A 22,605-nucleotide genomic window follows, 5' to 3' on the forward strand; every position below is an offset into this window, starting at 1 on the left:
CAGAGATGCAGTTGCTCTGAATACTCTTCGGCTCACGTCGGAGAAGTGGTCGGGAAATGAGTGAAAGGCGGCGTGAGATGGTCGAGAGTTCGAAGATTCTGCGCGAAAGTGCAGATCTCGACGATGTGGATCGCAAGATCGTCGAGGAACTGCAGGCCAACGGGCGAATCACGAACGCCGAGCTGGCGGATCGCGTGGGCGTCGCCGCTTCGACCTGCATCGCTCGCGTGCGCAGCCTGGTGGGCCGAAAGATCATCACCGGTTTCACCGCCTCGGTCGATCCGCGCGCGATCGGCCTCGACCTCGAGGTGCTCGTGAGTGTCACGGTGCGTTCTGGGGCGCGCCAACGCATCACCGAGCTCAGCGAGGAACTGCGCGGGCTGCCCGAGGTGATGCAGCTGTTCTTCCTCGGCGGTGTCGAAGACTTCATCATCCATCTCGCCGTGCGGGACTCCGATCACGTGCGCGACTTCGTGGTCGAGCATCTCTCGGCGCATCCGGCGATCTCCTCGACGCGTACGAGCATCGTCTTCAGCCATCATCAGAACCCGGTGCGCATGCAGGGATAACGCGGGCGCCGGGCCATCCTGGGCCGTACGGCACGTCAGCGGGGCGCTCGTCAGTGGGCTGGAGGTGGACTGGTTCTCGTCTCCTGCGCGTCGAGCGCGAGTTCCGCCGCCCGAAGCGCCTGCGAACTGTAGCGGCCGATCGCGCGCTCCTCGAGCAGCGCGTCGCGCTGCGCATCGAGCACGGTGCGTGCGAGCCGACGGTAGCAGGCGGCCTGCGACTCCTGGGCTTGGGCCGGCGTCGACCCGGTGGCGGCGAGGGGAAATGCGAGGGGAGCGATCGTGCTCTTCGCGGTCGCGCGCACACGCCTCACGAGGTCGTCGTCGGGCACGATCCTTCCATCATCGGCTTCCGCATCGATCTCGATCTCATCCGCGAGCGCCGCGTTGGCGGCGTCGAGCAGATCGCGGCCGAGCGACTGCAGCTCGGCGGTGCGCGAGCCGTTCGCTCCGTCCGGCCAGAGCTTCGAGATGAAGAGCGGCAGCGTGAGCCCGTGCAGGAGGAGCGTCACGACGGCGACGGCGAACGCGATCAGAATGAGCTGCGGGCGATACGGCACATCGGTCGAGATCGACTGGGCGGCTGCGAGGGTGACGACGCCGCGCATACCGCTCCACGACAGGAGTACGCCGTCCCGCCAGCCAAGCTGCTGCTCTTGCTCGTGAGCGAGGTCGGCGCGCGATCGTTGTTCGAGCAATTCGAGTTTGCGGAGGCGCCGCTCCGTCGTGTCGGCGCGACGAGCCCGCGTGAGAATGCGCGAGAACCCGTCGCTTCGCTGCTGATACCGCCCTTTGTCGCCGCGCATCGTCCAGATGAGCGGCACCATGAACAGCCCGCGAAGCAGGATGAGGATCGCGACGAGGCCGAGTGCGACGAGCGCGATGTGCTCGAGTTGCAGCTCCGTCTCATTGACCTCGTCGAGCAGGGTGTGCAGTTGCAGACCCATGATGAGGAAGACACCGTTCTCCAAGCCGAATTGCACCGTGCGCCAGTTGAGGCGCTCGTTCATCCGGGCGGTCGCGGAGAACCGTTTCGCCGCGTGATGCCCGGTGTACAGGCCGGTGACGACCACGGCCAGCACACCGGAGGCTCCGAGCGCCTCCGCGGGCATGAACGCGACGAAGGGAACGACGAATGAGATGATCGTGTCGTAGACGGGGTTCCGCAGCCGTGCGCGGATCCACACCGTGACCATGCCGATCACGATGCCGATCACGATGGCCGCGACGACCGAGAACCCGAAGGAGCCGGCCGCGTCCCAGAAGACGAAGCTGCCCGCCACGGCCGCGAGCGCCGTCTTCAGGAGTACGAGAGAAGTGGCGTCGTTCACGAGGCTCTCGCCCTCGAGAATCGACACCAGGCGCTCCGGCATGCCGAGGCGCTTGCCGATCGACGTCGCCGCAACCGCATCCGTCGGGCTGATCACCGCTCCGAGAGCCACCGCAGCCGGCAGGGGGATGGCGGGAACGAACCAGTGGAGCGCGAATCCGATCGTCACCGCGGAGATGATGACGAGGAGCACCGAGAGTCCGATGACGGGGCGGAGGTTTCTTCGGAAATCGATGAGGGGAACATTCACGGCCGCCGAGTAGAGCAGCGGGGGGAGCACCCCGATGAGAATGATCTCCGGGTCGATCTCGATTCTCGGGATGAACGGGAGGTACCCCGCTCCGATGCCGACGATGACGAGGAGGAGCGGCGCCGCGACGCCGATCTTGCTGCCGAGGATCGACGTCCCGACGAGCACGACCACTGCGGCGACTGCGATCAGGCCGATTTCCATGGACCGATTCTACCGAGGGCGCTTCGCATCACCCTGCGTCGGCGGGCTGCACGACGGAGATGCCGCCGGTCTCGACGCCGTGGAAGTCGGCCCAGTCTCGACTGAGCGGCGCGAGCGCGAGCGCATCGATGTCCGTATCGGGAAACGACGCGATCTCGAGCCCTCCGGTTTTCGTCCGAAGGCGCTTCCAGGTGGCCACCACCCGGCCCTTTCGCAGCACGGTAGGGAGGAACATGCCGTTGCGCCCCGGAACGATGCGGTCGAAGTGCTGCTGATCGAGCTGAGCGGTGCGATCCGTGTACCCGAGCAGATGCTCGTCGAACGCCGCGAGCAGCGTCCACTCGGGCAGCCGCGCTTCCGAGACGGCAGAGCCGAGCGATTCAGGATCGACCCAGAGTCTGCCGGCGGCACCCGACACCGGGTCTCCCGACGCATCACGTGCGCGAGCCTCTGCCAGCTCCCCGGCATCGCGTGCTGCGGCCAGGCCCACGCGGGCCTCCGCGACGGTGAGCCCCGTCCACCAGGCGAAGTCGTTGACGCGGAACGGGCCCCGGCACCTGGCGTAGCGCACCGCGAGCTCGCGCAGTGCATCATCGCCCGAGTACTGTCGCGGCGCGGTGATCCAGTGCTCTGCTCTCACGAGAAGCGGTTCACCAGACGGGCCGATCGGGCCGAACGTCGCCATTCCGTTCTGGCAGATCCACCAGATCACGTGATAGCGCCAATTGCTCTGCCAGTCGATACCCGCTTCGGTCCACGCTTCTGCGAGTGCGTCGCGCTCAAGACCAGCGGTGCCAGCGGCGTCGAGGGCGACGAGGGAGACCTCGACGAGCCGCTCGAGCACGGCGTCGCTCATGCCGAGGAAGGCGCGGCGTTTCGGGGCGCCGGCGAGCACTCGGTGGTTGGTGGCTCCCTGCATCCACCCGATGTCTTCGGCCGCGACGACGTGCACGGTGCCGCGCATCGGCCACGACCGCACGATGCGTCGTTCGGCGAAGGCCGCCTCGACATCGGCGATCGCCGAGCCGGGCGCCCGCACCCCGAGCGCCCACCGAGCTGACCGCCAGTCCTGCCCCTGCACGGCGAGCATGCGCCGCGCCACACCGGCGATGCGCTCCGCACCCGGCGCTTCTGGTTCGCCGCGGGTCCAGCTCGTCGCTGTCAGACCGAGCGCATGCACGCGCACGCGAAGCACATCGGTCGGGGAGAGGGTCTCGGTCATGGCCTCAGTGTAGGTCGCACCGCCGACATGAGCGCGAGGACGAGCAACACGAAGGTACTGACTGCGAAGACACGCACCGAAAGCAGCCCGATCAGTGCGCCACCGATACCGACCGCATCCGCATAGACGAGCTGCGCCGCGGTGAAGACGGAGATGTGCAATGCCGATGCACAAACAACCGCGGCGCACAGCCGCATCGCGACTGTGAGAGAGTAAGGCTGCCGACCTCCGAGGAGACCGGATAGGAGTACGAGTGCAGCGACACACCCCACCGCGGCGCTCGCGAGCAGCCATGTGTCGTCATCGGGCTGGGCAGCGGAGCCCAGGATCCTCGTAATTCCGGCGAATACAGCAGCGACGCACAGCACGCCGGCGGCAACCGCTGTCATGATCCGTCGCGCGGTACTCGACCCCGTTTCGTCGGGCCCGATCAAGAACGCGGCCATTGCAGCGAACACGGCGGGGAACACCAGGACGGCGACGTAGGCCGCTGGCATGACGAGCAACCATATCGAGTCGAGCGGAGAGATGGAGAAGAGGGGACCGAGCTCCGAAAACCCGGTCAGTCCGAAAAGGCTGACGGTCACGACCAGCAGTCCGTCACGGGCGGGCGGCGGCAAGCGATGAGCAAGAACTGCTGCTGACCATCCCGCTCCAGCGACGAGAACGACGCGAATTCCAGCGAACAGCAGGTCGGGGTACGTCCCCCAGCTTTCGGCTGCCGTCTTCATCGCAAAGAACCCCGTGAGGCAGATCAGATGCGCGAGGCAGAGGAGCGCGACGAGGCGAGGATCGACGAGGTGGGCCGGTGCATCTCGGTGCACGCGGGCCGCCGGAAGGTTCGGATGCACGTCCATATGCTCCCAGTTCCAATCGAGAGCGAAGGCATATCTTCGCTCGCTAGCCTGGAGTCACCCGTGCGACGGCCCGCCGCCCGGTGCGACTGAGCGGAGCATCCATGGCCACCAAGACCATCATCATCACCGGTGCGAGCGATGGTATCGGGGCGGCTGCGGCGCGTCAGCTGCACCGTGACGGGCACACGATCGTGCTCGTCGGGCGCTCGGCCGAGAAGACCCGTGCGATTGCCGAAGAACTCGCTGCACGGTATTTCCTGGCCGACTTCGCCGATCTCTCGCAGGTGCGCGCGCTCGCGGCGGACCTGCTCGCGGAGTACCGCAGCATCGACGTCCTGGCGAACAACGCGGGAGGCATCATGGGGGAGCGCGCGCTCACGGTCGACGGGTACGAGCAGACGTTTCAGGTCAATCATCTCGCGCCGTTCCTGCTGACGAATCTGCTGATGCCCGCCCTGGTCGCGGGGGGCGCGACGGTGATTCAGACGGCAAGCCTCGCCGCCCGCGCCTTCAGTCGTTTCGACATCACCGATCTGCAGAACGCGAAGCAGTATGCGCCGCAGCGCGCCTACGGCAATGGCAAGCTCGCCAACATCCTTTTCACCATCGAATTGCAGCGCAGGTACGGCGGTCAGGGAATCTCTGCCGTCGCATTTCATCCCGGCGTGGTCGCGAGCAGCTTCGCGAGCGACACGACGCACATCATGCGGCTTATCTATCACAGCCCCTTGAAGCGGCTGTTCACGATCAGCGCGGAGAAGGGCGCCGATCAGCTCGTGTGGCTCGCTGAAGGCGAGCCGCGTTCAACGTTCGAGCCAGGGGCCTATTACGAGTCTCGCGCGATCGCCGCGAAGGTGAGCCCGGAGGTGCACGATCCCGAGCTCGCGCGCGAGTTGTGGGAGCAGTCCGCAGCGCTCGTGTAGGGCGACCAGTTCTCCGGCCGCACGCAACGCACGTGCCGACGCCGCAGCGGGGGTCAGGCAACCGATCGCGATTCTGACCCGCGCGCCGCGCCGCAACGCTCAGAAGCGAGCCCGAGCGTACTGCGGTGGTACGAGCTCCTCCGCAACGGGGGCGCGCAGTTCGTGCGCCCAGCTGATCGGCAGATGCGGGTTGGCGAGCAGCGGACGACCGAGGGAGATGATGTCGGCCTGACCGGTGGCGAGGATGCCCTCCGCCTGCTCGGCGCTCGTGATGAGCCCGACCGCGCTGATGGGGAGCGCTCCGGTCTCCCGCAGCTGCGCTGCGAGCGGCACCTGGTAGGACGGGCCGACCGGAATCGGGGCGCCTGGTGTATTGCCGGCCGTCGAGGTGTCGACCAGATCGGCACCGTCTTCCGCGAGCCACCCCGTCACGCGGGCCGCCTCTGCGCCGTCGAACCCGCCGTCGAGCCACTCGGTGGCCGAGACGCGCACCACCATCGGCAGCTCGGGGTGCGCTGCGCGAACCGCGCGCACGATCTCACGGAGCAACCGCGCACGCCCTGCAAGATCACCGCCGTACTCATCGGCGCGTTCGTTGGAGAAGGGCGAGAGGAACTCGTGGATGAGATAGCCGTGAGCGGCATGGATCTCGACCACGTCGAAGCCGGCCTGGACTGCGCGGCGCGCTGCATCGACGAACGACTGCACCAGATCTGCGATGTCGGCCGTGTCGAGTGCGCGAGGCTCAGCGAAGTCACCGAACGCGAGCGCCGAAGGCGCGACGGTCTCCCAGCCGCCCTCCGCGATCGGAACCGAGCCATCGGCGAAGCCGGGGAGCGATGGATACGTCGATCCCTTGCGGCCAGCATGCGCGAGCTGGATGCCGATCTTCGCCCCATGGGCGTGCACTGCGTCGACGATGCGGGAGAGGGGCGGGAGCTGCGCGTCGTCCCAGATGCCCGGGCAGCGCGGACTGATGCGTCCCTCAGGCGTCACCGCGGTCGCCTCCATGAACACGAGACCGGCTCCGCCGCGAGCGAAACTGCCGAGATGCTGCAGATGCCAATCGCCGACGATCCCGTCTTCGGACTCGACCGAGTACTGGCACATCGGCGCCACCCAGAGTCGATTGCGGATCTCAAGATTGCGGAGGGTGAACGAGCGGAAGAGGAGGGGATCTGCCATAGCCAGTGAGCCTACTCCCGGCCTCCGACAATCGCGATGCGGGGAAGAAGAACGGCGGATGGTACGTTGCACCTTCCGACACCATTGAAGGAGGCGCTCACGACGTGACCGTGCTGATCCGCATACTGAAATTCACGCGATCACTCGCGCCGTACTACGCCGGCATCATGATCGCCGCCGCGATCGTGACCGCGGCGGGCCTGGCGGTCCCGTTCATCACGGGCCGGGCGACGGACGTCATCTCGGAGGCGCTCAGCGCGGGGGCGAGCGATGGCGGTGCGGCCCCCGGCGCGACGCGGTCGACGATCATCACGGTGATCCTTCTCGCGGTGGCCTTGCTCACGGTCAGCCTGATCGAAGCGGGAGTGGGCAACGTCGGCGGCTACTGGGGCGACGTGATGAGCGCGAAGATGCGAACGATTCTGTCGACGCGGTATTTCGAGCAGTTGCTCTCGCTGCCGCAGCGCTACTACGACAATGAGCTGACCGGCACGATCGTGGCGCGCCTGAACCGGTCGATCTCCGAGATCACGAACTTCATGAAGTCGTTCTCGAACATGTTCGTGACGCTCATCCTCACCACCATCGCGGTGCTCGCAATCAGTGCGTGGTACTACTGGCCGCTGGCCGTGCTGCTGGCGATCGCCTACCCGGTCTACCTGTGGCTCACCGCGCTCACGAGCCGCCGCTGGCAGCGTCTCGAGGGCGACAAGAACGATCATGTCGATGTCGCTTCCGGTCGTTTCGCCGAGGTCGTCGGCCAGATGCGCGTGGTCAAGTCGTTCGTGAGCGAGCGCCGCGAGCTCAACGCGTTCAGCAGCCGCTTCCGGTCGACCGAGTCGCTCACCGCCGAGCAGTCGAAGCACTGGCATCGCATGGACGCACTCCGTCAAGGCGTGCTGCACGCGATCTTCTTCGGGTTGTACACGATCATCTTCGTGCGCACGGTGCTCGGCTTCTTCACACTCGGCGAGATGGTGATGCTGGTGCAGCTCATGTCGATGGCGCGGCAGCCCGTCACGAGTCTCAGCTGGGTCGTCGACACCGCGCAGCGGGCGATCGCGGGATCGAAGTCGTACTTCGAGGTCATGGATCTCGACCCTCGCGACGTCGACGGCGGGGGGACCCGGCCCGTGAACGCCGATCGCGACGCCAGCGGCTCCCGCTCGGCGGTAGCGCCGGGCGCCGAGCCGGAGCAGGCACCGGCCGCTGCGATCTCGTTCCGCGGTGTGCACTTCGGCTACGACGACGATGCGAACGTGCTCTCGGATGTGACGTTCGATGTGGCCCCGGGGGAGCGGGTGGCGTTCGTCGGGGAATCGGGCGGCGGGAAGACCACACTGACGAACCTGATCATGGGACTCTACGGCGTGCGCTCCGGGTCGATCTCGGTCGAGGGATCCGGAGCAGATCTCGAGTCGTTGCGACGGAACATCGGAGTCGTGTTCCAGGAGCCGGCGCTGTTCTCTGGCACCATCGCGGAGAACATCGCGTACGGTCGACCGGAGGCGACGCGGGAGGAGATCGACGAAGCGGCGCGCCGTGCGGCCGTCGACGTGTTCGTGCGCAAGTTCCCGCAGGGCTACGACACGGTGATCGGCGAGCGGGGCGTGAAGCTGTCCGGCGGGCAGAAACAGCGCATCGCGGTCGCGCGTGCCATGCTGAAGGACGCCCCGATCCTCGTGCTCGATGAGGCGACTTCGGCCCTCGATACGAAATCGGAGCGGATGGTGCAGGCGGGGCTCGAAGACCTCATGGTGGGTCGCACCACCCTCGTCATCGCCCACCGACTGTCGACGATCGCGGAGGTCGATCGGATCTTCACGCTGCGCGACGGACGCATCGATGAGATCGGCACGCCGGCGGAACTCGCAGCCTCCGGAGGCATCTATTCGGAGCTGCTCGCCCTGCAGGCGTCGCCCTCGTCTTCCGACCGCAAGCGGCTCCGCGAACTCGACGTCGTGGGGTGAGGCCCGAGCGAGAGCGCGTCGCCGCCGATGTCCGGGGTCTATGACAGTCTTGTCGTGTGTCACCGACCGCCCGGCGACCGCTCGTGAGTTCGTGAAGGAGGCTCCCGTGCACGAGATCATGTGCCCGCACTGCCGCAAGGCGTTCACCGTCGACGAAGCCGGGTACGCCGACATCGTGAAGCAGGTGCGAGACAGCGAGTTCGAGGCGCAGCTGCACGAACGTCTGGCACTGGCGGAGCACGACAAGCAGCAGGCGGTGCAGCTGGCCGAGGCCGCGGCTGCGGGTCGGTTGCAGCAGGCCGAGGCGGCGAAAGCAGCGGAGATCCAGCAGCTGCAGGCGCGGATCGAGGCGAGCGCCACGGCGCAGAAGCTCGCGGTGGCCGAGGCCCTCAGCGCGGTCGAGAAGGATCGCGACGCGCTTGCCGGCGAGCTCGACCAGGCGAAGCGCGAGCAGCGGACCGCGATCGAGCTCGCCGAAGCGAAGCTCGCGGCTGAGGCGGAGCAGCGGATCGCCGCACAGGAGCGGGAACTGCAGAGTGCGCGGGCGAAGCTCGCTTCGATGGAGCTCAGTCAGAAGCTGGAGCTCTCCGAGGCGGTGAGTGTCGTCGCTCGAGAACGCGACGAGCTGAAGAACAACCTGGAACGCGCTGCCCTCGAGAAGCAGCTCGCGGAGCGTTCACTGAAGGAGTATCACGAGTTGCAGCTCAGGGACCGCGACGGCGAGATCGAACGGCTGAAGGACTTCAAGGCGCGGCTCTCGACGAAGATGGTGGGGGAGACCCTCGAGCAGCACTGCGAAGTGACCTTCAACCAGATCAGAGCCACGGCGTTCCCCAACGCGTACTTCGAGAAGGACAACGACGCGCGCACCGGGAGCAAGGGCGACTACATCTTCAGAGATCTCGATCTCAGTGACATCGAGATCGTCTCGATCATGTTCGAGATGAAGAACGAATCGGATGGCACCGCGACCAAGCACCGCAATGAGGATTTCTTGAAGGAGCTCGACAAGGACCGGCGCGAGAAGGGATGCGAGTACGCGGTGCTCGTGTCGCTGCTCGAGCCCGAGAGCGAACTGTACAACGGCGGCATCGTCGACGTCTCCCATCGCTACCCCAAGATGTACGTGATTCGGCCGCAGTTCTTCATCCCGTTGATCACTCTGCTGCGGAACGCGGCACTCAATTCACTGAAGTACAAGGCCGAGCTCGAGCAGGTGAAGTCGCAGAACATCGACATCACGCATTTCGAGAGCGAACTCGACAGCTTCAAAGACGCCTTCGGCCGCAACTACGACCTGGCATCGCGCCAGTTCCAGGAAGCGATCAAACGAATCGATACGTCGATCGCCGAGATGCAGAAGGTGAAAGACAATCTACTGAAATCCGAGAACAACCTGCGCCTCGCCAACGACAAGGCCCAGGGGGTCACCATCAAGAAGCTGACGCGCGGCAACCCGACGATGCAGACGAAGTTCTCCGAGCTGGAGCGCGGAGACGCGACAGCGGGGGCAGACGCCGACAGGAGCGCACGCACATGAATCTGGGAACGATTCTCGACTCCACGCACTTCGACGAGTCGGACGAGGCATTCGCCGCGTTCGAGGAGTGGGCGTGGGAGGAGCGCGCACTCCGTCTCTACCCGGCGCAGGAGGAAGCGGTGCTCGGCATCGCCCTCGGCAGCAACGTCATTCTCGCGACACCGACGGGCACCGGAAAATCGCTGGTCGCGATCGGAGCGCACTTCATCGCGCTCGCAGAAGGGCGCCGCACGGTGTACACGGCGCCGATCAAAGCGCTCGTCAGTGAGAAGTTCTTCGATCTGGTCGACGTGTTCGGCGCGGATCGCGTCGGCATGGTGACGGGTGACACGTCCATCAACCCGGATGCACCGATCCTCTGCTGCACAGCAGAGATCCTCGCCAACCTCGCCATCCGCGATCGCAGTGCGGGCGGCATCACGCAGGTGGTGATGGACGAGTTCCACTTCTACGCAGAACCGGAACGAGGCTGGGCATGGCAGGTGCCGTTGTTGCTGATGAACGACGCCCAGTTCCTCCTGATGTCGGCCACGCTCGGCGATGTCTCCGAACTCGCTGACGACCTCTCGCGACGTACCCAGCGCGACACTGCGCTGGTCACGGGCGTCGAGCGGCCGGTTCCGCTCACGTTCTCCTACGAGGTCGCGCCCGCCCACGAGGTCGTCGAGCAGTTGATCGAGGATCGCGAGACGCCCGCATACCTCGTGCACTTCAACCAGTCCCACGCCGTCGAACAGGCGCAAGCACTGTCGAGCATCCGCATCGTCGATCGTGCCGGTCGCGACGAGATCGCGGCCGCCATCGGAGATTTCCGTTTCTCCACGGGGTTTGGCTCGACCCTGTCACGCCTCGTGCGCTCGGGTATCGGCGTGCACCACGCTGGCATGCTGCCCCGCTACCGAAGGCTCGTCGAGCAACTCGCTCAGCGCGGTCTGCTCCGTGTGATCTGCGGTACCGACACGCTCGGGGTCGGCATCAACGTGCCGATTCGCACCGTCGTCATCACCGCGCTCACCAAATTCGACGGTGAGAAGATGCGACGACTCTCCGCTCGAGAGTTCCATCAGATCGCCGGACGAGCCGGGCGCGCTGGATTCGACACCGAGGGCGACGTGGTCGCGCTCGCCCCGGAGCACGAGGTCGAGAACGCGAAATCAGCCGCGAAAGCGGCAGCGAAGGCGACGGGCGGGAAGAAGGCCAAGCCGGCGAAGAAGAAATCACCGCCGCAGGGGTTCATCGCCTGGAGCGAAAGCACCCTCGAGAAGCTCGTCGGCTCCCAGCCGGAGCCACTGGTTAGCCGCATGCGGGTGACGCACTCGATGGTGCTCGGCGTCATCGGGCGCGGAGAAGCCCGCGAGGGAGACGCGCTCCAGACGATGCGCACGCTCGTCTTCGACAGCCACGAACCCCGCCCCGCGCAGTACGCCCATGCGCGCACCGCGATTGCGATCTTCCGTACGCTGCGACAAGGCGGCATCGTCGAAGTCCACGTCGATGAACGGGGTCAGCGCCTGCTGCGACTCACCGTCGATCTGCAGTCGAACTTCGCGTTGAACCAGCCGCTCTCGCCGTTCGCGCTCGCAGCGATCGAACTCCTCGATCCCGAGTCCGAGACCTACGCCCTCGATGTGATCTCGATCATCGAGGCGACTCTTGAAGACCCTCGGGCCATCATCCGCGCGCAGGAGCACAAGGCTCGCGGAGAGGCCGTCGCGGCGATGAAGGCGGAGGGCATCGAGTACGACGAGCGGATGGAACTGCTCGAGGCGGTCACGCACCCTCAACCGCTCAAAGAACTGCTCGACGAAGCCTTCACCGAGTACCTGAAGGAGGTGCCGTGGGCGCGCGACTTCGCGCTCCGCCCCAAGTCCGTCGTCCGAGACATGATCGAGCGCGCCTTCGGGTTCCGCGATCTCGTCTCGTTCTATCAGCTCGGCCGGGCGGAGGGCGGAGTGCTGCGGTACCTGAGCGACGCCTTCCGCGCCATCGAACGCACCGTGCCAGAGCAGGCGAAGAGCCCCGAGCTCGAGGAACTCATCGACTGGCTCGGCGAACTCGTGAGACAGGTCGACTCCAGCCTCATCGACGAGTGGGAAGCGCTCTCGAACCCCGACCCGGACGCGCACCGCAGGGCGCGGGCCCTGCTCGGCCTCGATGTCGACGGAGCGGAAGCAGCCGTCGCGCTCGCTCCGCCGACACGATCGGTGCTCACCAACCAGCGCGCATTCCTCGTCATGTTGCGCAACGCACTCTTCAGGCGCGTCCAGGCGGCCGCCTTCGAGCGCTACGACGAACTGGCCGAACTCGACGCGGCTCGCGGCTTCGGCGAGCAGAAATGGCGCGACGCCCTCGCCGGCTATTACGACGAGTACGACGACATCCGCGTCGACGCCGATGCGCGCGCGGCGTCCCTGCTTGAACTCGACCGGAGCAGCGCACCCGAAGGGTTCTGGCGCTTCAGGCAAGTGCTGCTCGACCCGAACGGCGACCACGACTGGGCCATCGAAGGCTCTGTCGACCTCGCCGAATCCGAAGCAGAGGGCGAACCCGTCGTGCGCGTCGAGCGCGTCGGCCCGTTCGCCGGATGAAGATCGAGGCGGGTCGGAGCGCCATGCCCCGACCCCGCCTCGCGTTCCTGTTCTACTGGTCTACGGGCCGTCGTCGCCAGCTCCGTCGCCCGCCGCATCGCTCGAAGCATCGGCCTGCACGGCGGCGCCGGAACCGTTCGCCCCGGTCGATGCCTCGTTCGATGAGCCGGTGACCTCCGCGATCTCAGCATCCGTCAGCGCGCGCCACGGCGAATCCTGCGGTTGGACGAGCGCCGCATCGGGGCTGTCGCCCCGGGAATACCACTTCGCCTCGAATCCGTCACCCTCGAAGACGACGCGTTCGCCTCGTCGATACTCCTTCGCAGCATCCCAACTCGGGTACGCACCAGCAGGCAGCTTCGGACGCTCGATCGGCTTCTCACCCGGAAGCACGGGGCCGAGCAAACGCCACGGCTGCGAACCGTTCTCCGCCGCCAGGTCGGGCTGATCGCCCTCCGTCCACCACTTCGCCTCGTAGACGTTGCGGTGCCACACGACTTTCGTCTCTGCCGGGTACGCGGTGGTCTCGCTCCAGATCGGGTACGGGCTCGTATCCGGATCGTCCTCGACGGGCTCCACCGGTCCGTCGCTCTCAACGGCTTCGGCGACCTGCGAGATCGCGCCGGCGCGCTGCTCACGCAGAATCTTCGAGAAGTCGCCCTTCTCCTGCACGATGCCGCTGCACGAATCGGAGACCTGCTTCGGGTCCGGCCAGTTCGCGGAGCACTCCTGATCGCGGTTCAGCGACCACATCGACATGCGCGCCATCCCGCGTTCGTCGGCGAACGCCGAGAGCTTCTCCGCGTCAGCGATCGTGAAAATGTCCTTCCGGGTGTCGTTCTGCCCGATCATCGGCGTCGCCGCGACCCGGCTCCACGCGGTCGCCGCACCGATCGGGGCGTTGATCTCTTGGTAGAGCGAGCGCAATTGCGAGTGCGTCGCCTCGAGACTGCTCTCGACGGCGGGGTAGAACGCCTTCTCGGTCTCCGAGTTGTAGTTCATGGTCATCACATTGACGCCCGCGAGATCCACGCCTGCCTTGAGATACGTTCGAATCGCCTGCAATCCCTCGAAGGTGAGCCCATCGGGTGCGACCGGAAGGGTCAGCCACACGTCGAGGCCCTTCTCCCGGTCATCCTGAACCGCACGGATCGCCTCGGCCTGCCGTGCGACCCCGGCTTCGTCAGCCAGGAATGCGCCCTCGATGTCCATGTCGATGCTCGCGAGATCGTAACGGTCGACGACGCTCGTGTACCCATTCACGAGTTTGTCCTGATCTTCGCAGGCGTAGGCGATGTCGTGGTTCGCCTGACCGCCGAAGGAGACCATGGCCGACCCGCCCAGATTGCGGAGGCGCTGCAGTTTGCGGTCGAGGTCGAGGGAGCTCTCAGCTTCATCCATGTCGTAGTAGCCGCCCCACGACGGGCTGCACTCGTCGTCGGGCGCTGCGACGATGAAGGAGAGCACGACATTTTTCTGCCCGTCTTCACCCGGCGACTCGAACGGGAACATCGGCGTCGCGGTGACGTCGACATATGCGTCGAACCACGGCGTGCGTTCCGACGCGACCTGCACGTCTTGCACCCGAGACCAGGCGTACACGCCGCCGCCCACGAGTCCGGCGATCACCACCAGCACAATACTGAGACGCGCCAGAGACAGTTTTCTGCCCGGATACCACTTCGCCATGACAGCCCCTCGCCCGTGCCCTCGCCCGGTGGGTCTGGGATACCGCCTGAATCGAATCTTGCCATCAGCTATGCTATACGAGCGCTAACACGCTGTCCCGTGGAGAACCGCGTATTTCGGGTTCCCTGGGAGGATTCACCCGCGAAGCGACCCCCGAGTGCAGCACGCATCTGCGGGTGGATCGAGATGCGGGCACAGGCAAACGGGGGTTTGGGTGGCTGAGGAAACAACGGCGTCGTCACGGCGCCGGCAATGGGGCGCGGAGCGCCGCTCCGAACCGCTGGCGATCATGCATTCGCGCCCGAGCGGCGGGGCCGTCATCTGGGCGCGAGCGGCCATCGTCATCACGGTGCTCGCATGGTTCATCTACATGATCACGACGATCGTGCGGATGGTCATCGAAGGCCCGACCGAATCGTTCATCTTCCACGTGCAGACCTGGATCTACGGCCTCACGGTCACCGCGCTCACCTTCTCGGCACTCATGTACCTCACCGCCCGCTACGGCGCACTCGTGCGCTTCCGCGAGCACCGCCGCGTCGAACGCGCTCTGATCGACGAGCACTTCGCCGAGTCGGATGCCGACGTCACGGTCCTGATCCCGAGCTACGACGAGGAGCCGGAGGTGGTGCGGTACACGCTCTGGTCAGCGGCCCTGCAGGAGTTCCCCTCGGTGCGCGTCGTCCTGCTCATCGACGATAAGGACACCGGCTTGGAAGGGGAGGCGCTCGATCGCCTGAATCACACCCGCGGGTTGCTCGGCGAGATCGCCGAAGCGCTCGAGACCCCGCTCCGGCAGTCGCGGGAAGCGATGCGGGTGTTCCAGGAGCTGACGCCCGAGACTCCCGGCCCCGAGGACGCGAAGCGCGCAGCCGACGCGTACGCGGCCGCGGCGACGTGGCTCGACGAATTCGCAGCAGCCGAGAAAATCGAAGACCACATGGCCGAGTTCTTCGCGGAGCAGGTGCTGCTCGGCCTCTCCAACGATCTGCGTCTCACGCGACTCGCGCTGAATGCCGCCCACGAGCAGGGGGGATCGCCGGACCGAGGGCGCCTCGAGCAGCTGTACCGGCGGCTCGTCTGGATCTTCAGCGCAGACATGAGCTCCTTCGAGCGCAAGAAGTACGCGTCGCTGTCTCAGGAGCCGAACAAGGCGATGAACCTGAACTCGTACATCTCGCTGATGGGCGGGCGCTACCGCGTCTCCGATGAGACGGGTGTGCGGTTGCTCGAACCGCTGAGGGACCGCGACGAGTCGACGCCCGATCTGGTTGTGCCCGACAGTCGTTACCTACTCACGCTCGATGCCGACTCGCAACTGCTCCGCGACTACTGCGTGCGCCTCGTGTACTTGCTGGAGCAGCCCGAGAACGAGCGGGTCGCCGTGACGCAGACGCCGTACTCCTCCTTCCGGGGCGCCCCGACGCGCATCGAGCGCATCGCCGGTGCGACTACGGACCTGCAGCACATCCAGCACCAGGGGCTGACGTACTTCAATGCGACCTTCTGGGTGGGCGCCAACGCGGTGATCCGCAAGGAGGCCCTCGCCGACATCGCGGTCACAGAGACCGTTGGCGGCTTCGAGATCACCACGTACGTGCAAGACCGCACCGTCATCGAGGATACTGAGTCGAGCATCGACCTCGGCGCCCACGGGTGGTCACTCGAGAACTACCCGGAGCGACTCAGCTACAGTGCGACCCCGCCCGACTTCGGCTCACTCATCGTGCAGCGCCGTCGCTGGGCGAACGGCGGTCTGCTGATCATGCCGAAACTGGTCGAGATGATCCGTATCCGCAAGGGCACCCCGGCACGAGTGCGTCTCACGGAGAAGCTGCTGCGCACGAACTACATGTCATCGCTCGCGTGGGCGAGCTTCGGCCTCATCTTCCTGCTCTTCTTCCCGTTCGATTCGCGACTCCTCAGCCCCCTGGTGGTCGCCGCGGCGCTGCCGTACTTCATCTCGCAGGCGCTCGATCTGCGTGCGAGCGGGCATCGCCTCAGCGACATCTTCCGCATCTACGGCTTCAACCTCGTGCTGTTGCCCGTGAATCTCGCGGGTGTGCTGAAATCGATGCAGCAGGGGGTCACCGGGGAGAAGATTCCCTTCGCGCGCACCCCGAAGGTCACCGGCCGCACGGCATCGCCCGCGATCTACGTGATCCTGCCATTCGTCATCATCGCGTTCTCGGTGCTCACGGCCTACCGCGACTTCAACCTCGGCAATTGGGGCAACTTCATCTTCGCCGGCTTCAACGCCGTCATGGCGACCTGGGCCGCCGTCTCCTACATCGGCGTGCGAGCGGCGATCGTGGACGCGGTGCTCGGCGTGGTCGGCTGGCTGTATGTCGCGCCGAAACCGCCGAAGACGAAGCGGAAGAGCCTCGTCGATCCCGATGCCGAAGTCAACTGGCAGGCGATTCTGTACCACGGCGATCGGCGCCTGCGCCGCGATCTGGTGCGCACGAGCGACCGCCGCCGTCGCCTCGGGGGCGTGCGCAAGGAGGTGACGGCCGTGTCCGAGCTCAGCACGGGCAGCGGATCGCGGGGCACGGTGAACGAGGTCACCCTCGCCGCGCCGAGCACCCAGACCGATGTCACCGCGGTGATCGCTCCGGCTGCGGAGCAGAACTCCGCGGCGAAACGAGCGGGTCAGTAGCGGCCCGCGCCCAGCGGTCGCCGGGATGGAAGGGCTGCGTCACTCGGCGACGGCGTCGCCTCGCGCAGCATCGGTGAGCAGCCGCACGGCGCGGTCGCCGGTGATGCCGAGACCGCGCAGTCGATCGACGGCGTCGAGCGCGACCCCGCGCGCCGCCGCATCGACGGGGTCATCGCCCAGCGAAACGAAGGTCCCCGCCCGCCCGCGTCCCTCGATGACACCCGTCGACTCGAGGGCGCGGTACGCGGAGGCGACGGTGTTCGCTGCGAGCCCGAGATGCGCCGCCAGCCCGCGAACGGTCGGGAGCTTCGCGCCGGGCGCCAGGCGTCCGTTGGAGATCGCTCGGAGGACCCCGTCATGCAGCTGGCGGTACGGCGGTTCGGGTGATCCGGCGTCGATGGCGAAGAGGTCGAATGCGGGATCACTCATACGGACAGCGTATCCGCGCCAGGCATATCCGCGCCGCACGAAACCTCTCTCGGGCACCCTAGACTGGACGTACAACTGGACGCGATGCGGCGGCCGCGGGGTCTGGCCGTCGCGCGAGGCGAAGGGGGCCGTAGTGCGGGGGTTTTTCCAGCGGTGTGTCGGACTGCTCGTGATCGTGATGGTGCTGGCCGGGGTGGCGGTGCTCGTGTGGGGCGTCGATCTTTCGCACCCCGAATCGATCTGGCAGCCCGAGCGGTTGACGCTCGCCGGCGCGTGGACGGTGATGTACAACGCTGAGCTGCCCCCGCCGAGAGTCCTGGCAATCGCCCTCGCGACCGCGGTGGCCTTCGTGCTCATCGTGGTCTTCACCGAGCGAGCGGTGTCGCGACGTTATCGCCGCACGCCACTCGAAGTGGCGAAGCGCTCGCTCGCCCCCAAGGCTATCATGGCGCGGTCGAGAGGCGTCTTCGCCGGCGAGATCACGGTGACGGTCGTGATCCCGGCCCATAACGAGGAAGCCTCGCTGCCGGCGACCCTCGCCTCCCTCCAGCAGCAGCACCGTCTGCCGGACCGCGTGATCGTCGTGGCCGACAACTGCACGGACGGGACCGCGGCGGTCGCCCGTCGTCTCGGCGCAGAAGTGTTCGAGACGACGGCGAACGTCCATAAGAAAGGCGGGGCGCTCAACCAGGTGCTCGCCCGGGAGCTCCCGCAGATGGGGGACAACGACACGGTGCTCGTCATGGACGCCGATACGCAGCTGAGCACGCAGTTCATCGCGACTGCGGTGCAGCGATTCACCGCAGACCGGGCCCTCATGGCCGTCGGCGGACTCTTCCAAGGCGAAGCCGGGCACGGAGTACTGGGGCAGTTCCAGCGCAACGAGTACTTCAGATATCAGCGTGAGATCGAACGCCGCGAGGGGCGCGTGTTCGTGCTCACCGGAACGGGAACCGCGTTCCGCTCGATCGCGCTGCGGGAGGTCGCGAACGCGCGCGGGTCGTCCATCCCTGGAAATCTCGGCGAGGTGTACGATACGTTCGCGCTGACCGAGGACAATGAGCTCACCATCGCCATCAAGTCGCTCGGCGGCCTCATGGTCTCTCCCGCCGAATGCCAGGTGACGACGGAGCTCATGCCGACCTGGCGCATGCTGTGGGCGCAGCGGCTGCGGTGGCAGCGCGGGGCGCTCGAGAACCTGGGCGCGTACGGGGTGACGCCGCAGACAGTCAGGTACTGGGCGCAGCAGATCGCAATCGGGTACGGCGTGTTCGCGCTTTTCGCCTACTTCGGATTGATGTTCCTGATGCTCACCGCGATGGACTCCTGGGTGTGGTTCCCGTTTTGGCTCGGCATCGGCCTCGTGTTCGCCGTCGAACGCGTGGTCACCGTCTGGCGGGGCGGATGGCGCGCGCGTGCGCTCGCGGTACTCATCTTCCCCGAGCTCGTCTACGACTGCTTCTTGAACCTCGCCTTCCTGAAGGGAGTGTTCGAGATCTCCCTCGGGCGGATACCGACCTGGAAGCACGTCGAGCACGGCACCGGGCGAACGGCGAGCATGATCGAACAGGAGTCGCATTGATGCACCGCACAGGCCTATTGTTCCCCGAGGAGATTCTCTACTCCGACTGGTTCGGAGTGTTCGCCACCGTCGTCGCGATCAACACGCTCATCTATGTGGTGCTCGGCGTCTCGAAACTCGTTCCGATCATCAGGTTCGGTGGCAAGAGCAGCGGCCGCAATCGCCGGGCCGAGACGCGCAGCATCTATCCGGAGGCGGCCGACTGACCGATCCCACTAGAATCGCCCCATGCGTCTTGGAGTGATCGACGTCGGATCAAACACCGTCCACCTGCTCGTCGTCGACGCCCATCCGGGCGCGAGCCCTGTGCCGTTCCACTCGCAGCGCTCGGTGCTGCGGCTCATGCGCTACCTCGACGCCGACGGCGCCATCGCCGAGGAAGGCGTGGTGCGGATCGTCGAAGCGATTCGTGAATGCGCCGAGATCGCGCGGGAGATCGGCGTCGACGACCTGATCTCGACGGCGACGAGCGCGATCCGCGAAGCGGCGAACGGCGAGGACGTGCTGGCGCGCGTCACCCGCGAGACGGGCATCGTGCTGCACGTGCTGTCGGGGGAGGACGAGGCGCGTATCACCATGCTGGCGGTGCGTCGGTGGCTGGGCTGGTCAGCTGGAGAAGTGCTGCTGTTCGACATCGGCGGCGGTTCCTTCGAGATCGCTCAGGGCGCCGATGAGTACCCCGATGTGCAGGTGTCGCTGCCGCTCGGTGCCGGGCGATCCACCATCAACTTCCTCGCCGAGGATCCGCCCTCGCGCGAAGCGGTCTCCCGCTTGCGCGCCCACGCTCGAGCCGAGTTCACAAGGGTGCGCGACGAGCTCTTCGCCAACCGTCCTCGCCCCAAGCGCGTGGTCGGCACGTCGAAGACGATCCGCTCACTCGCCCGGCTCGTCGGGGGTCCCTCCGATCCGGTGACGGGAGACCTCGCGCAGTTGCACTATGTCGGCCTGCGCGAATGGGAGCCCTCCCTGCGCGAGATGCCCGGCGCGGTGCGCGAGTACCTGCCTGGAATCACTCCGGAGCGCGGCTACCAGATCATGGCCGGTGCCGTGGTGCTGCGCACCGCGATGAAGGTGTTCGAAGTCGAGACGCTCACGATCTCGCCGTGGGCGCTGCGCGAGGGGATCGTGCTGCGATACATCGACGCGCTCGACGGCCGCGGCGCCGAGCCGGTGCGCTCCGAGGCCTGAACCGGTGAGTCGCCGGACGAGGTGTCTCGCCGGAGTCTCGGCCCGTCGTGCGTCGAGAGCGCAGTCGAGGTCCATCGTGCGCCGACCCGCATGCCGAACTGCGCTTTCGTTCGACGTGCCGCGCAGAACCGTTCGAGAGATCCGACTCGGGCCCGCGTTTGCGAAGATGGACGCATGATCGTCGTTCAGGATGCCGAGGTTCGGGAGCGTGAGGTGACGCTGCTGAGTCCCACCTCGTTCGCAGCGGCGGGCGGTGACGCCGTGGTCGTGCGCGGAGCGAACGGATCGGGGAAGTCGACGCTGCTCCGACTGGTCGCAGGCCTGAGGTCGCCGTCGAGCGGCACAGTGAGCGTCGACGGGCGCGACGCCGCGTCCCGCGACCCGCGCACTCGGCGCAGCGTCGCGGCCATGATCGGGATGCCGCCGCTCGCGCCCGACCTCACGGTGCGCGATCATGTGCTGCTCGTCGCGACGACGTGGTCCGCGTCGGGCCGGGACGCCGAGCGGCTGACCTGCCGCGTGCTCGATGAGCTCGACTTGAGCCCCCTCGCCACACGGTTCCCGCACGAACTCTCGTCGGGGCAGACGCAGCTCTTCGGGCTCGCCCTCGTGCTCGCCCGCCCGTCTGATGCACTCGTGCTCGACGAACCCGAGCAGCGGCTGGACGTCGATCGCATCGGACTGGTTGTCGGCGCCGTCAACCGGCGCCGCGAGTCTGGTGCTGCGGTCGTGGTGGCGACGCACAGCGACGTGCTCGAAGCCGGCATCGGGGGCCGTACCCTCTGGCTGCAGGGCGCCGCATGAGATACCGCCCGGCTCGCGCCGCCCTCGCCATCTGGAACGCCTCGCACGCTCGTTCGCCCAGCGACCGGCGCTACGCCGGTTACCTCGGCGTGATGGTCGCGATCGCGTTCGTCGCCCCCGCGGTGCGCGCGCTCTGGGGTGCTGTCTCGCAGCCGCACGTGCTGCACGCGCTCGTGGCGCCGGAGGCTCCGCTGGTCGGCGGGCTCTGCGTCGCCGGCCTGTGGGTCTTCGCGCTGCTCTTCGGCGGTCTCCGCGGCCCGGCACTGCGTCCGCCTCTGCTCACGTACACCTTTGCGCGCAGCGAGCTGTCGCGCATTTCGGCATTCGGCGGCAGCGTCGTGCGGGCGGGTGCCGCGCTCACTGCGACGACCGCGATGGTCGGCGCAGCGCTCGGAACGCTGCTCGGCGTGGCGCGCGGAGTGACGCTCCTCGACCTGTTCGCGGTCGCCTCTCTGGGTGCGTGCATCGGCGCCTGCGTCGGCGTCATCGCGACGCTGGCCTGGCTCACCGGGCAAGCGGTACCGCGGGTGGCCAGAGCTTCGTCCGGAGCTCTGGCGATCCTCACGGGCATCACGATCGCGTTTCCCTCGCTGACTCCTTTCACGCCGTGGGGATGGGTCGCCGCGCTCTGGCGCGAGGCGGCGCTTTCCGCGGGGGAGCTCTCCGTCGGCGCGTCCTGGCTCGTGCCGCTCACCCTGCTCTGCGCGCTCGCCCTCGTGCTCATGTCGATCGCTCCGACGCTCTTCGCGCGACTGGACACTCAGGTGCTCGAGTCGCAGGCCGCGAGATGGGCGGCCTCCGCGGTGCACGCGTACGGCATGGATTTCAACGCCGCGCTGTCGACCTACCGCGGCAGCCCCTGGGCCGGAAGGCGTGTTCGTGCGGTGCGCGCGGGCCCACGCGGGAGACGCGGAGTCGCACTCGCACGGACATTCCTGATCCGCGACGTACTCGGTGCCGCGCGGACGCCGGGACGACTGACCGGGGGCGCGGTCGGCGTCGCCGCTGCCAGCGTCGCAGTGACGCTCGCGAGCAGCGCGACGGAGCCCGGGTTCGGGTTCGGGGTACTCAGCGCCCTCGCCGCAGTGCTCGCCTTCGGCGCGCTCGGTCCGTTCACCGACGGCGTTCGTCACGCCGCGGCTGTCTCCACCGATCTCCCCGTCTACGGTGTCGGCGACGCCCACCTGCTCGCACTGCACACCGTTTTCCCGGTGCTCGCCGTGCTGATGATCGGCGTGATCGCGGCCTCCATCTCAGCATTCCTGCTCGGAGCGCCGCCGCTCGCCGCGGTGCTCGGCTCCGCCATCGTCGGAATGTGCGCCGTGCTTGCGCGGGCGAGCAACGCGCTGAAAGGTCCGCTGCCGCTGCGGCTGCTCGCTCCGATTCCCACCCCGGAGGGCGACCTGAGCGGTGCGGTGCGCTTCGTCTGGTCGATCGACGGCGTGGTGCTCGTCGCACTGGTCGGTGCGACGGCGCCGCTCGCGTTGATCGCGCCGGCGTGGTGCATCGCCGCGTGCTCCCTGCTGGCCGCCGTCTGCGCTGCGCGCTGGAGAGGCCGGCGAACGGTCGCGGGCTGAGGTCTTGGGGTCGGGAACGAGCATGAGCGCTCGGCTGGAGCG

The 22,605-nt window shown here is 67.0% G+C and carries 17 protein-coding genes; 11 read left to right on the forward strand and 6 right to left on the reverse strand.

Annotated elements, in window-relative coordinates:
• Window positions 1-77: 77 nt before the first annotated feature.
• Window positions 78-569, forward strand: a complete 492-nt coding sequence (locus WFH23_RS13280; RefSeq protein ID WP_336662880.1) for an Lrp/AsnC family transcriptional regulator — start codon at window positions 78-80, stop codon at window positions 567-569.
• Between the two features lie 50 nt (window positions 570-619).
• Here WFH23_RS13280 and WFH23_RS13285 read toward each other — a convergent pair whose 3' ends face one another.
• Genes WFH23_RS13285 through WFH23_RS13295 form a run of 3 tightly spaced genes read right to left on the reverse strand, consistent with a single transcriptional unit; the run spans window position 620 to window position 4,423 of the window.
• Window positions 620-2,350, reverse strand: coding sequence for a cation:proton antiporter (locus WFH23_RS13285; protein WP_211648600.1), 1,731 nt, complete (start codon window positions 2,348-2,350; stop codon window positions 620-622).
• Between the two features lie 28 nt (window positions 2,351-2,378).
• On the reverse strand, window positions 2,379-3,572 hold the full coding sequence (locus WFH23_RS13290) for a winged helix DNA-binding domain-containing protein (protein ID WP_336662881.1): 1,194 nt from the start codon (window positions 3,570-3,572) through the stop codon (window positions 2,379-2,381).
• On the reverse strand, window positions 3,569-4,423 hold the full coding sequence (locus tag WFH23_RS13295) for a hypothetical protein (protein ID WP_336662882.1): 855 nt from the start codon (window positions 4,421-4,423) through the stop codon (window positions 3,569-3,571). The genes WFH23_RS13290 and WFH23_RS13295 overlap by 4 nt, the downstream gene beginning before the upstream one ends.
• Window positions 4,424-4,530: 107 nt before the next feature.
• Here WFH23_RS13295 and WFH23_RS13300 point away from each other — a divergent pair, with 107 nt between their 5' ends.
• The gene (locus WFH23_RS13300) at window positions 4,531-5,352 is read left to right on the forward strand and encodes an SDR family NAD(P)-dependent oxidoreductase (protein ID WP_336662883.1); all 822 of its coding nucleotides are present in this window, start codon (window positions 4,531-4,533) and stop codon (window positions 5,350-5,352) included.
• 99 nt (window positions 5,353-5,451) lie between these two features.
• On the opposite strand, the gene WFH23_RS13305 is transcribed toward WFH23_RS13300, so the two are convergent.
• A complete protein-coding gene (locus WFH23_RS13305) occupies window positions 5,452-6,537 on the reverse strand; it encodes an NADH:flavin oxidoreductase/NADH oxidase (RefSeq protein WP_200331767.1) in 1,086 nt (361 codons plus the stop codon).
• A 104-nt stretch (window positions 6,538-6,641) separates the two neighbouring features.
• On the opposite strand from WFH23_RS13305, the gene WFH23_RS13310 reads away from it, so the two are divergent.
• The 3 genes from WFH23_RS13310 (at window position 6,642) to WFH23_RS13320 (ending at window position 12,635) form a co-directional block, all read left to right on the forward strand.
• Window positions 6,642-8,507, forward strand: a complete 1,866-nt coding sequence (locus WFH23_RS13310) for an ABC transporter ATP-binding protein (protein WP_336662884.1) — start codon at window positions 6,642-6,644, stop codon at window positions 8,505-8,507.
• 106 nt (window positions 8,508-8,613) lie between these two features.
• Window positions 8,614-10,047: a DUF2130 domain-containing protein gene (locus WFH23_RS13315; RefSeq protein ID WP_336662885.1), complete on the forward strand. Its 1,434-nt coding sequence runs from the start codon at window positions 8,614-8,616 to the stop codon at window positions 10,045-10,047.
• A complete protein-coding gene (locus WFH23_RS13320) occupies window positions 10,044-12,635 on the forward strand; it encodes a DEAD/DEAH box helicase (protein WP_336662886.1) in 2,592 nt (863 codons plus the stop codon). Before WFH23_RS13315 ends, WFH23_RS13320 begins: the two co-directional genes overlap by 4 nt.
• A gap of 60 nt (window positions 12,636-12,695) precedes the next feature.
• On the opposite strand, the gene WFH23_RS13325 is transcribed toward WFH23_RS13320, so the two are convergent.
• The gene (locus WFH23_RS13325) at window positions 12,696-14,324 is read right to left on the reverse strand and encodes a chitinase (protein ID WP_336662887.1); all 1,629 of its coding nucleotides are present in this window, start codon (window positions 14,322-14,324) and stop codon (window positions 12,696-12,698) included.
• 289 nt (window positions 14,325-14,613) lie between these two features.
• On the opposite strand from WFH23_RS13325, the gene WFH23_RS13330 reads away from it, so the two are divergent.
• Window positions 14,614-16,983, forward strand: coding sequence for a glycosyltransferase family 2 protein (locus WFH23_RS13330; protein ID WP_336662888.1), 2,370 nt, complete (start codon window positions 14,614-14,616; stop codon window positions 16,981-16,983).
• A gap of 39 nt (window positions 16,984-17,022) precedes the next feature.
• Here WFH23_RS13330 and WFH23_RS13335 read toward each other — a convergent pair whose 3' ends face one another.
• The gene (locus WFH23_RS13335) at window positions 17,023-17,412 is read right to left on the reverse strand and encodes a GntR family transcriptional regulator (protein ID WP_090150013.1); all 390 of its coding nucleotides are present in this window, start codon (window positions 17,410-17,412) and stop codon (window positions 17,023-17,025) included.
• A 178-nt stretch (window positions 17,413-17,590) separates the two neighbouring features.
• Here WFH23_RS13335 and WFH23_RS13340 point away from each other — a divergent pair, with 178 nt between their 5' ends.
• The 5 genes from WFH23_RS13340 (at window position 17,591) to WFH23_RS13360 (ending at window position 22,563) form a co-directional block, all read left to right on the forward strand.
• The gene (locus WFH23_RS13340; RefSeq protein ID WP_336662932.1) at window positions 17,591-18,994 is read left to right on the forward strand and encodes a glycosyltransferase family 2 protein; all 1,404 of its coding nucleotides are present in this window, start codon (window positions 17,591-17,593) and stop codon (window positions 18,992-18,994) included.
• Window positions 18,991-19,200, forward strand: coding sequence for a hypothetical protein (locus tag WFH23_RS13345; RefSeq protein ID WP_211648589.1), 210 nt, complete (start codon window positions 18,991-18,993; stop codon window positions 19,198-19,200). Before WFH23_RS13340 ends, WFH23_RS13345 begins: the two co-directional genes overlap by 4 nt.
• Window positions 19,201-19,222: 22 nt before the next feature.
• Window positions 19,223-20,182 carry a Ppx/GppA phosphatase family protein gene (locus WFH23_RS13350; RefSeq protein ID WP_336662889.1) on the forward strand — a complete coding sequence of 320 codons (960 nt, stop codon included), beginning with the start codon at window positions 19,223-19,225 and terminating at the stop codon, window positions 20,180-20,182.
• 174 nt (window positions 20,183-20,356) lie between these two features.
• Window positions 20,357-20,986 (forward strand): ABC transporter ATP-binding protein, encoded by a 630-nt coding sequence (locus WFH23_RS13355; protein ID WP_336662890.1) that lies wholly within the window; start codon window positions 20,357-20,359, stop codon window positions 20,984-20,986.
• Complete coding sequence (locus WFH23_RS13360; protein WP_336662891.1) at window positions 20,983-22,563, forward strand: hypothetical protein; 1,581 nt, start codon at window positions 20,983-20,985, stop codon at window positions 22,561-22,563. The genes WFH23_RS13355 and WFH23_RS13360 overlap by 4 nt, the downstream gene beginning before the upstream one ends.
• Window positions 22,564-22,605 lie beyond the last annotated feature (42 nt).

The sequence above is a fragment of the Leucobacter sp. USHLN154 genome, assembly GCF_037145595.1.
In the GTDB taxonomy this organism is placed as follows: Bacteria; Actinomycetota; Actinomycetes; order Actinomycetales; family Microbacteriaceae; genus Leucobacter; species Leucobacter alluvii.

Bases quoted from the DNA above. Each gene is read 5' to 3' on its own strand.
- WFH23_RS13280 (WP_336662880.1), top strand. From the start codon at position 78: ATGGTCGAGAGTTCGAAGATTCTGCGCGAAAGTGCAGATCTCGACGAT.
- WFH23_RS13285 (WP_211648600.1), bottom strand. From the start codon at position 2,350: ATGGAAATCGGCCTGATCGCAGTCGCCGCAGTGGTCGTGCTCGTCGGG.
- WFH23_RS13290 (WP_336662881.1), bottom strand. From the start codon at position 3,572: ATGACCGAGACCCTCTCCCCGACCGATGTGCTTCGCGTGCGCGTGCAT.
- WFH23_RS13300 (WP_336662883.1), top strand. From the start codon at position 4,531: ATGGCCACCAAGACCATCATCATCACCGGTGCGAGCGATGGTATCGGG.
- WFH23_RS13305 (WP_200331767.1), bottom strand. From the start codon at position 6,537: ATGGCAGATCCCCTCCTCTTCCGCTCGTTCACCCTCCGCAATCTTGAG.
- WFH23_RS13320 (WP_336662886.1), top strand. From the start codon at position 10,044: ATGAATCTGGGAACGATTCTCGACTCCACGCACTTCGACGAGTCGGAC.
- WFH23_RS13325 (WP_336662887.1), bottom strand. From the start codon at position 14,324: ATGGCGAAGTGGTATCCGGGCAGAAAACTGTCTCTGGCGCGTCTCAGT.
- WFH23_RS13330 (WP_336662888.1), top strand. From the start codon at position 14,614: ATGCATTCGCGCCCGAGCGGCGGGGCCGTCATCTGGGCGCGAGCGGCC.
- WFH23_RS13335 (WP_090150013.1), bottom strand. From the start codon at position 17,412: ATGAGTGATCCCGCATTCGACCTCTTCGCCATCGACGCCGGATCACCC.
- WFH23_RS13340 (WP_336662932.1), top strand. From the start codon at position 17,591: ATGGTGCTGGCCGGGGTGGCGGTGCTCGTGTGGGGCGTCGATCTTTCG.
- WFH23_RS13350 (WP_336662889.1), top strand. From the start codon at position 19,223: ATGCGTCTTGGAGTGATCGACGTCGGATCAAACACCGTCCACCTGCTC.
- WFH23_RS13355 (WP_336662890.1), top strand. From the start codon at position 20,357: ATGATCGTCGTTCAGGATGCCGAGGTTCGGGAGCGTGAGGTGACGCTG.
- WFH23_RS13360 (WP_336662891.1), top strand. From the start codon at position 20,983: ATGAGATACCGCCCGGCTCGCGCCGCCCTCGCCATCTGGAACGCCTCG.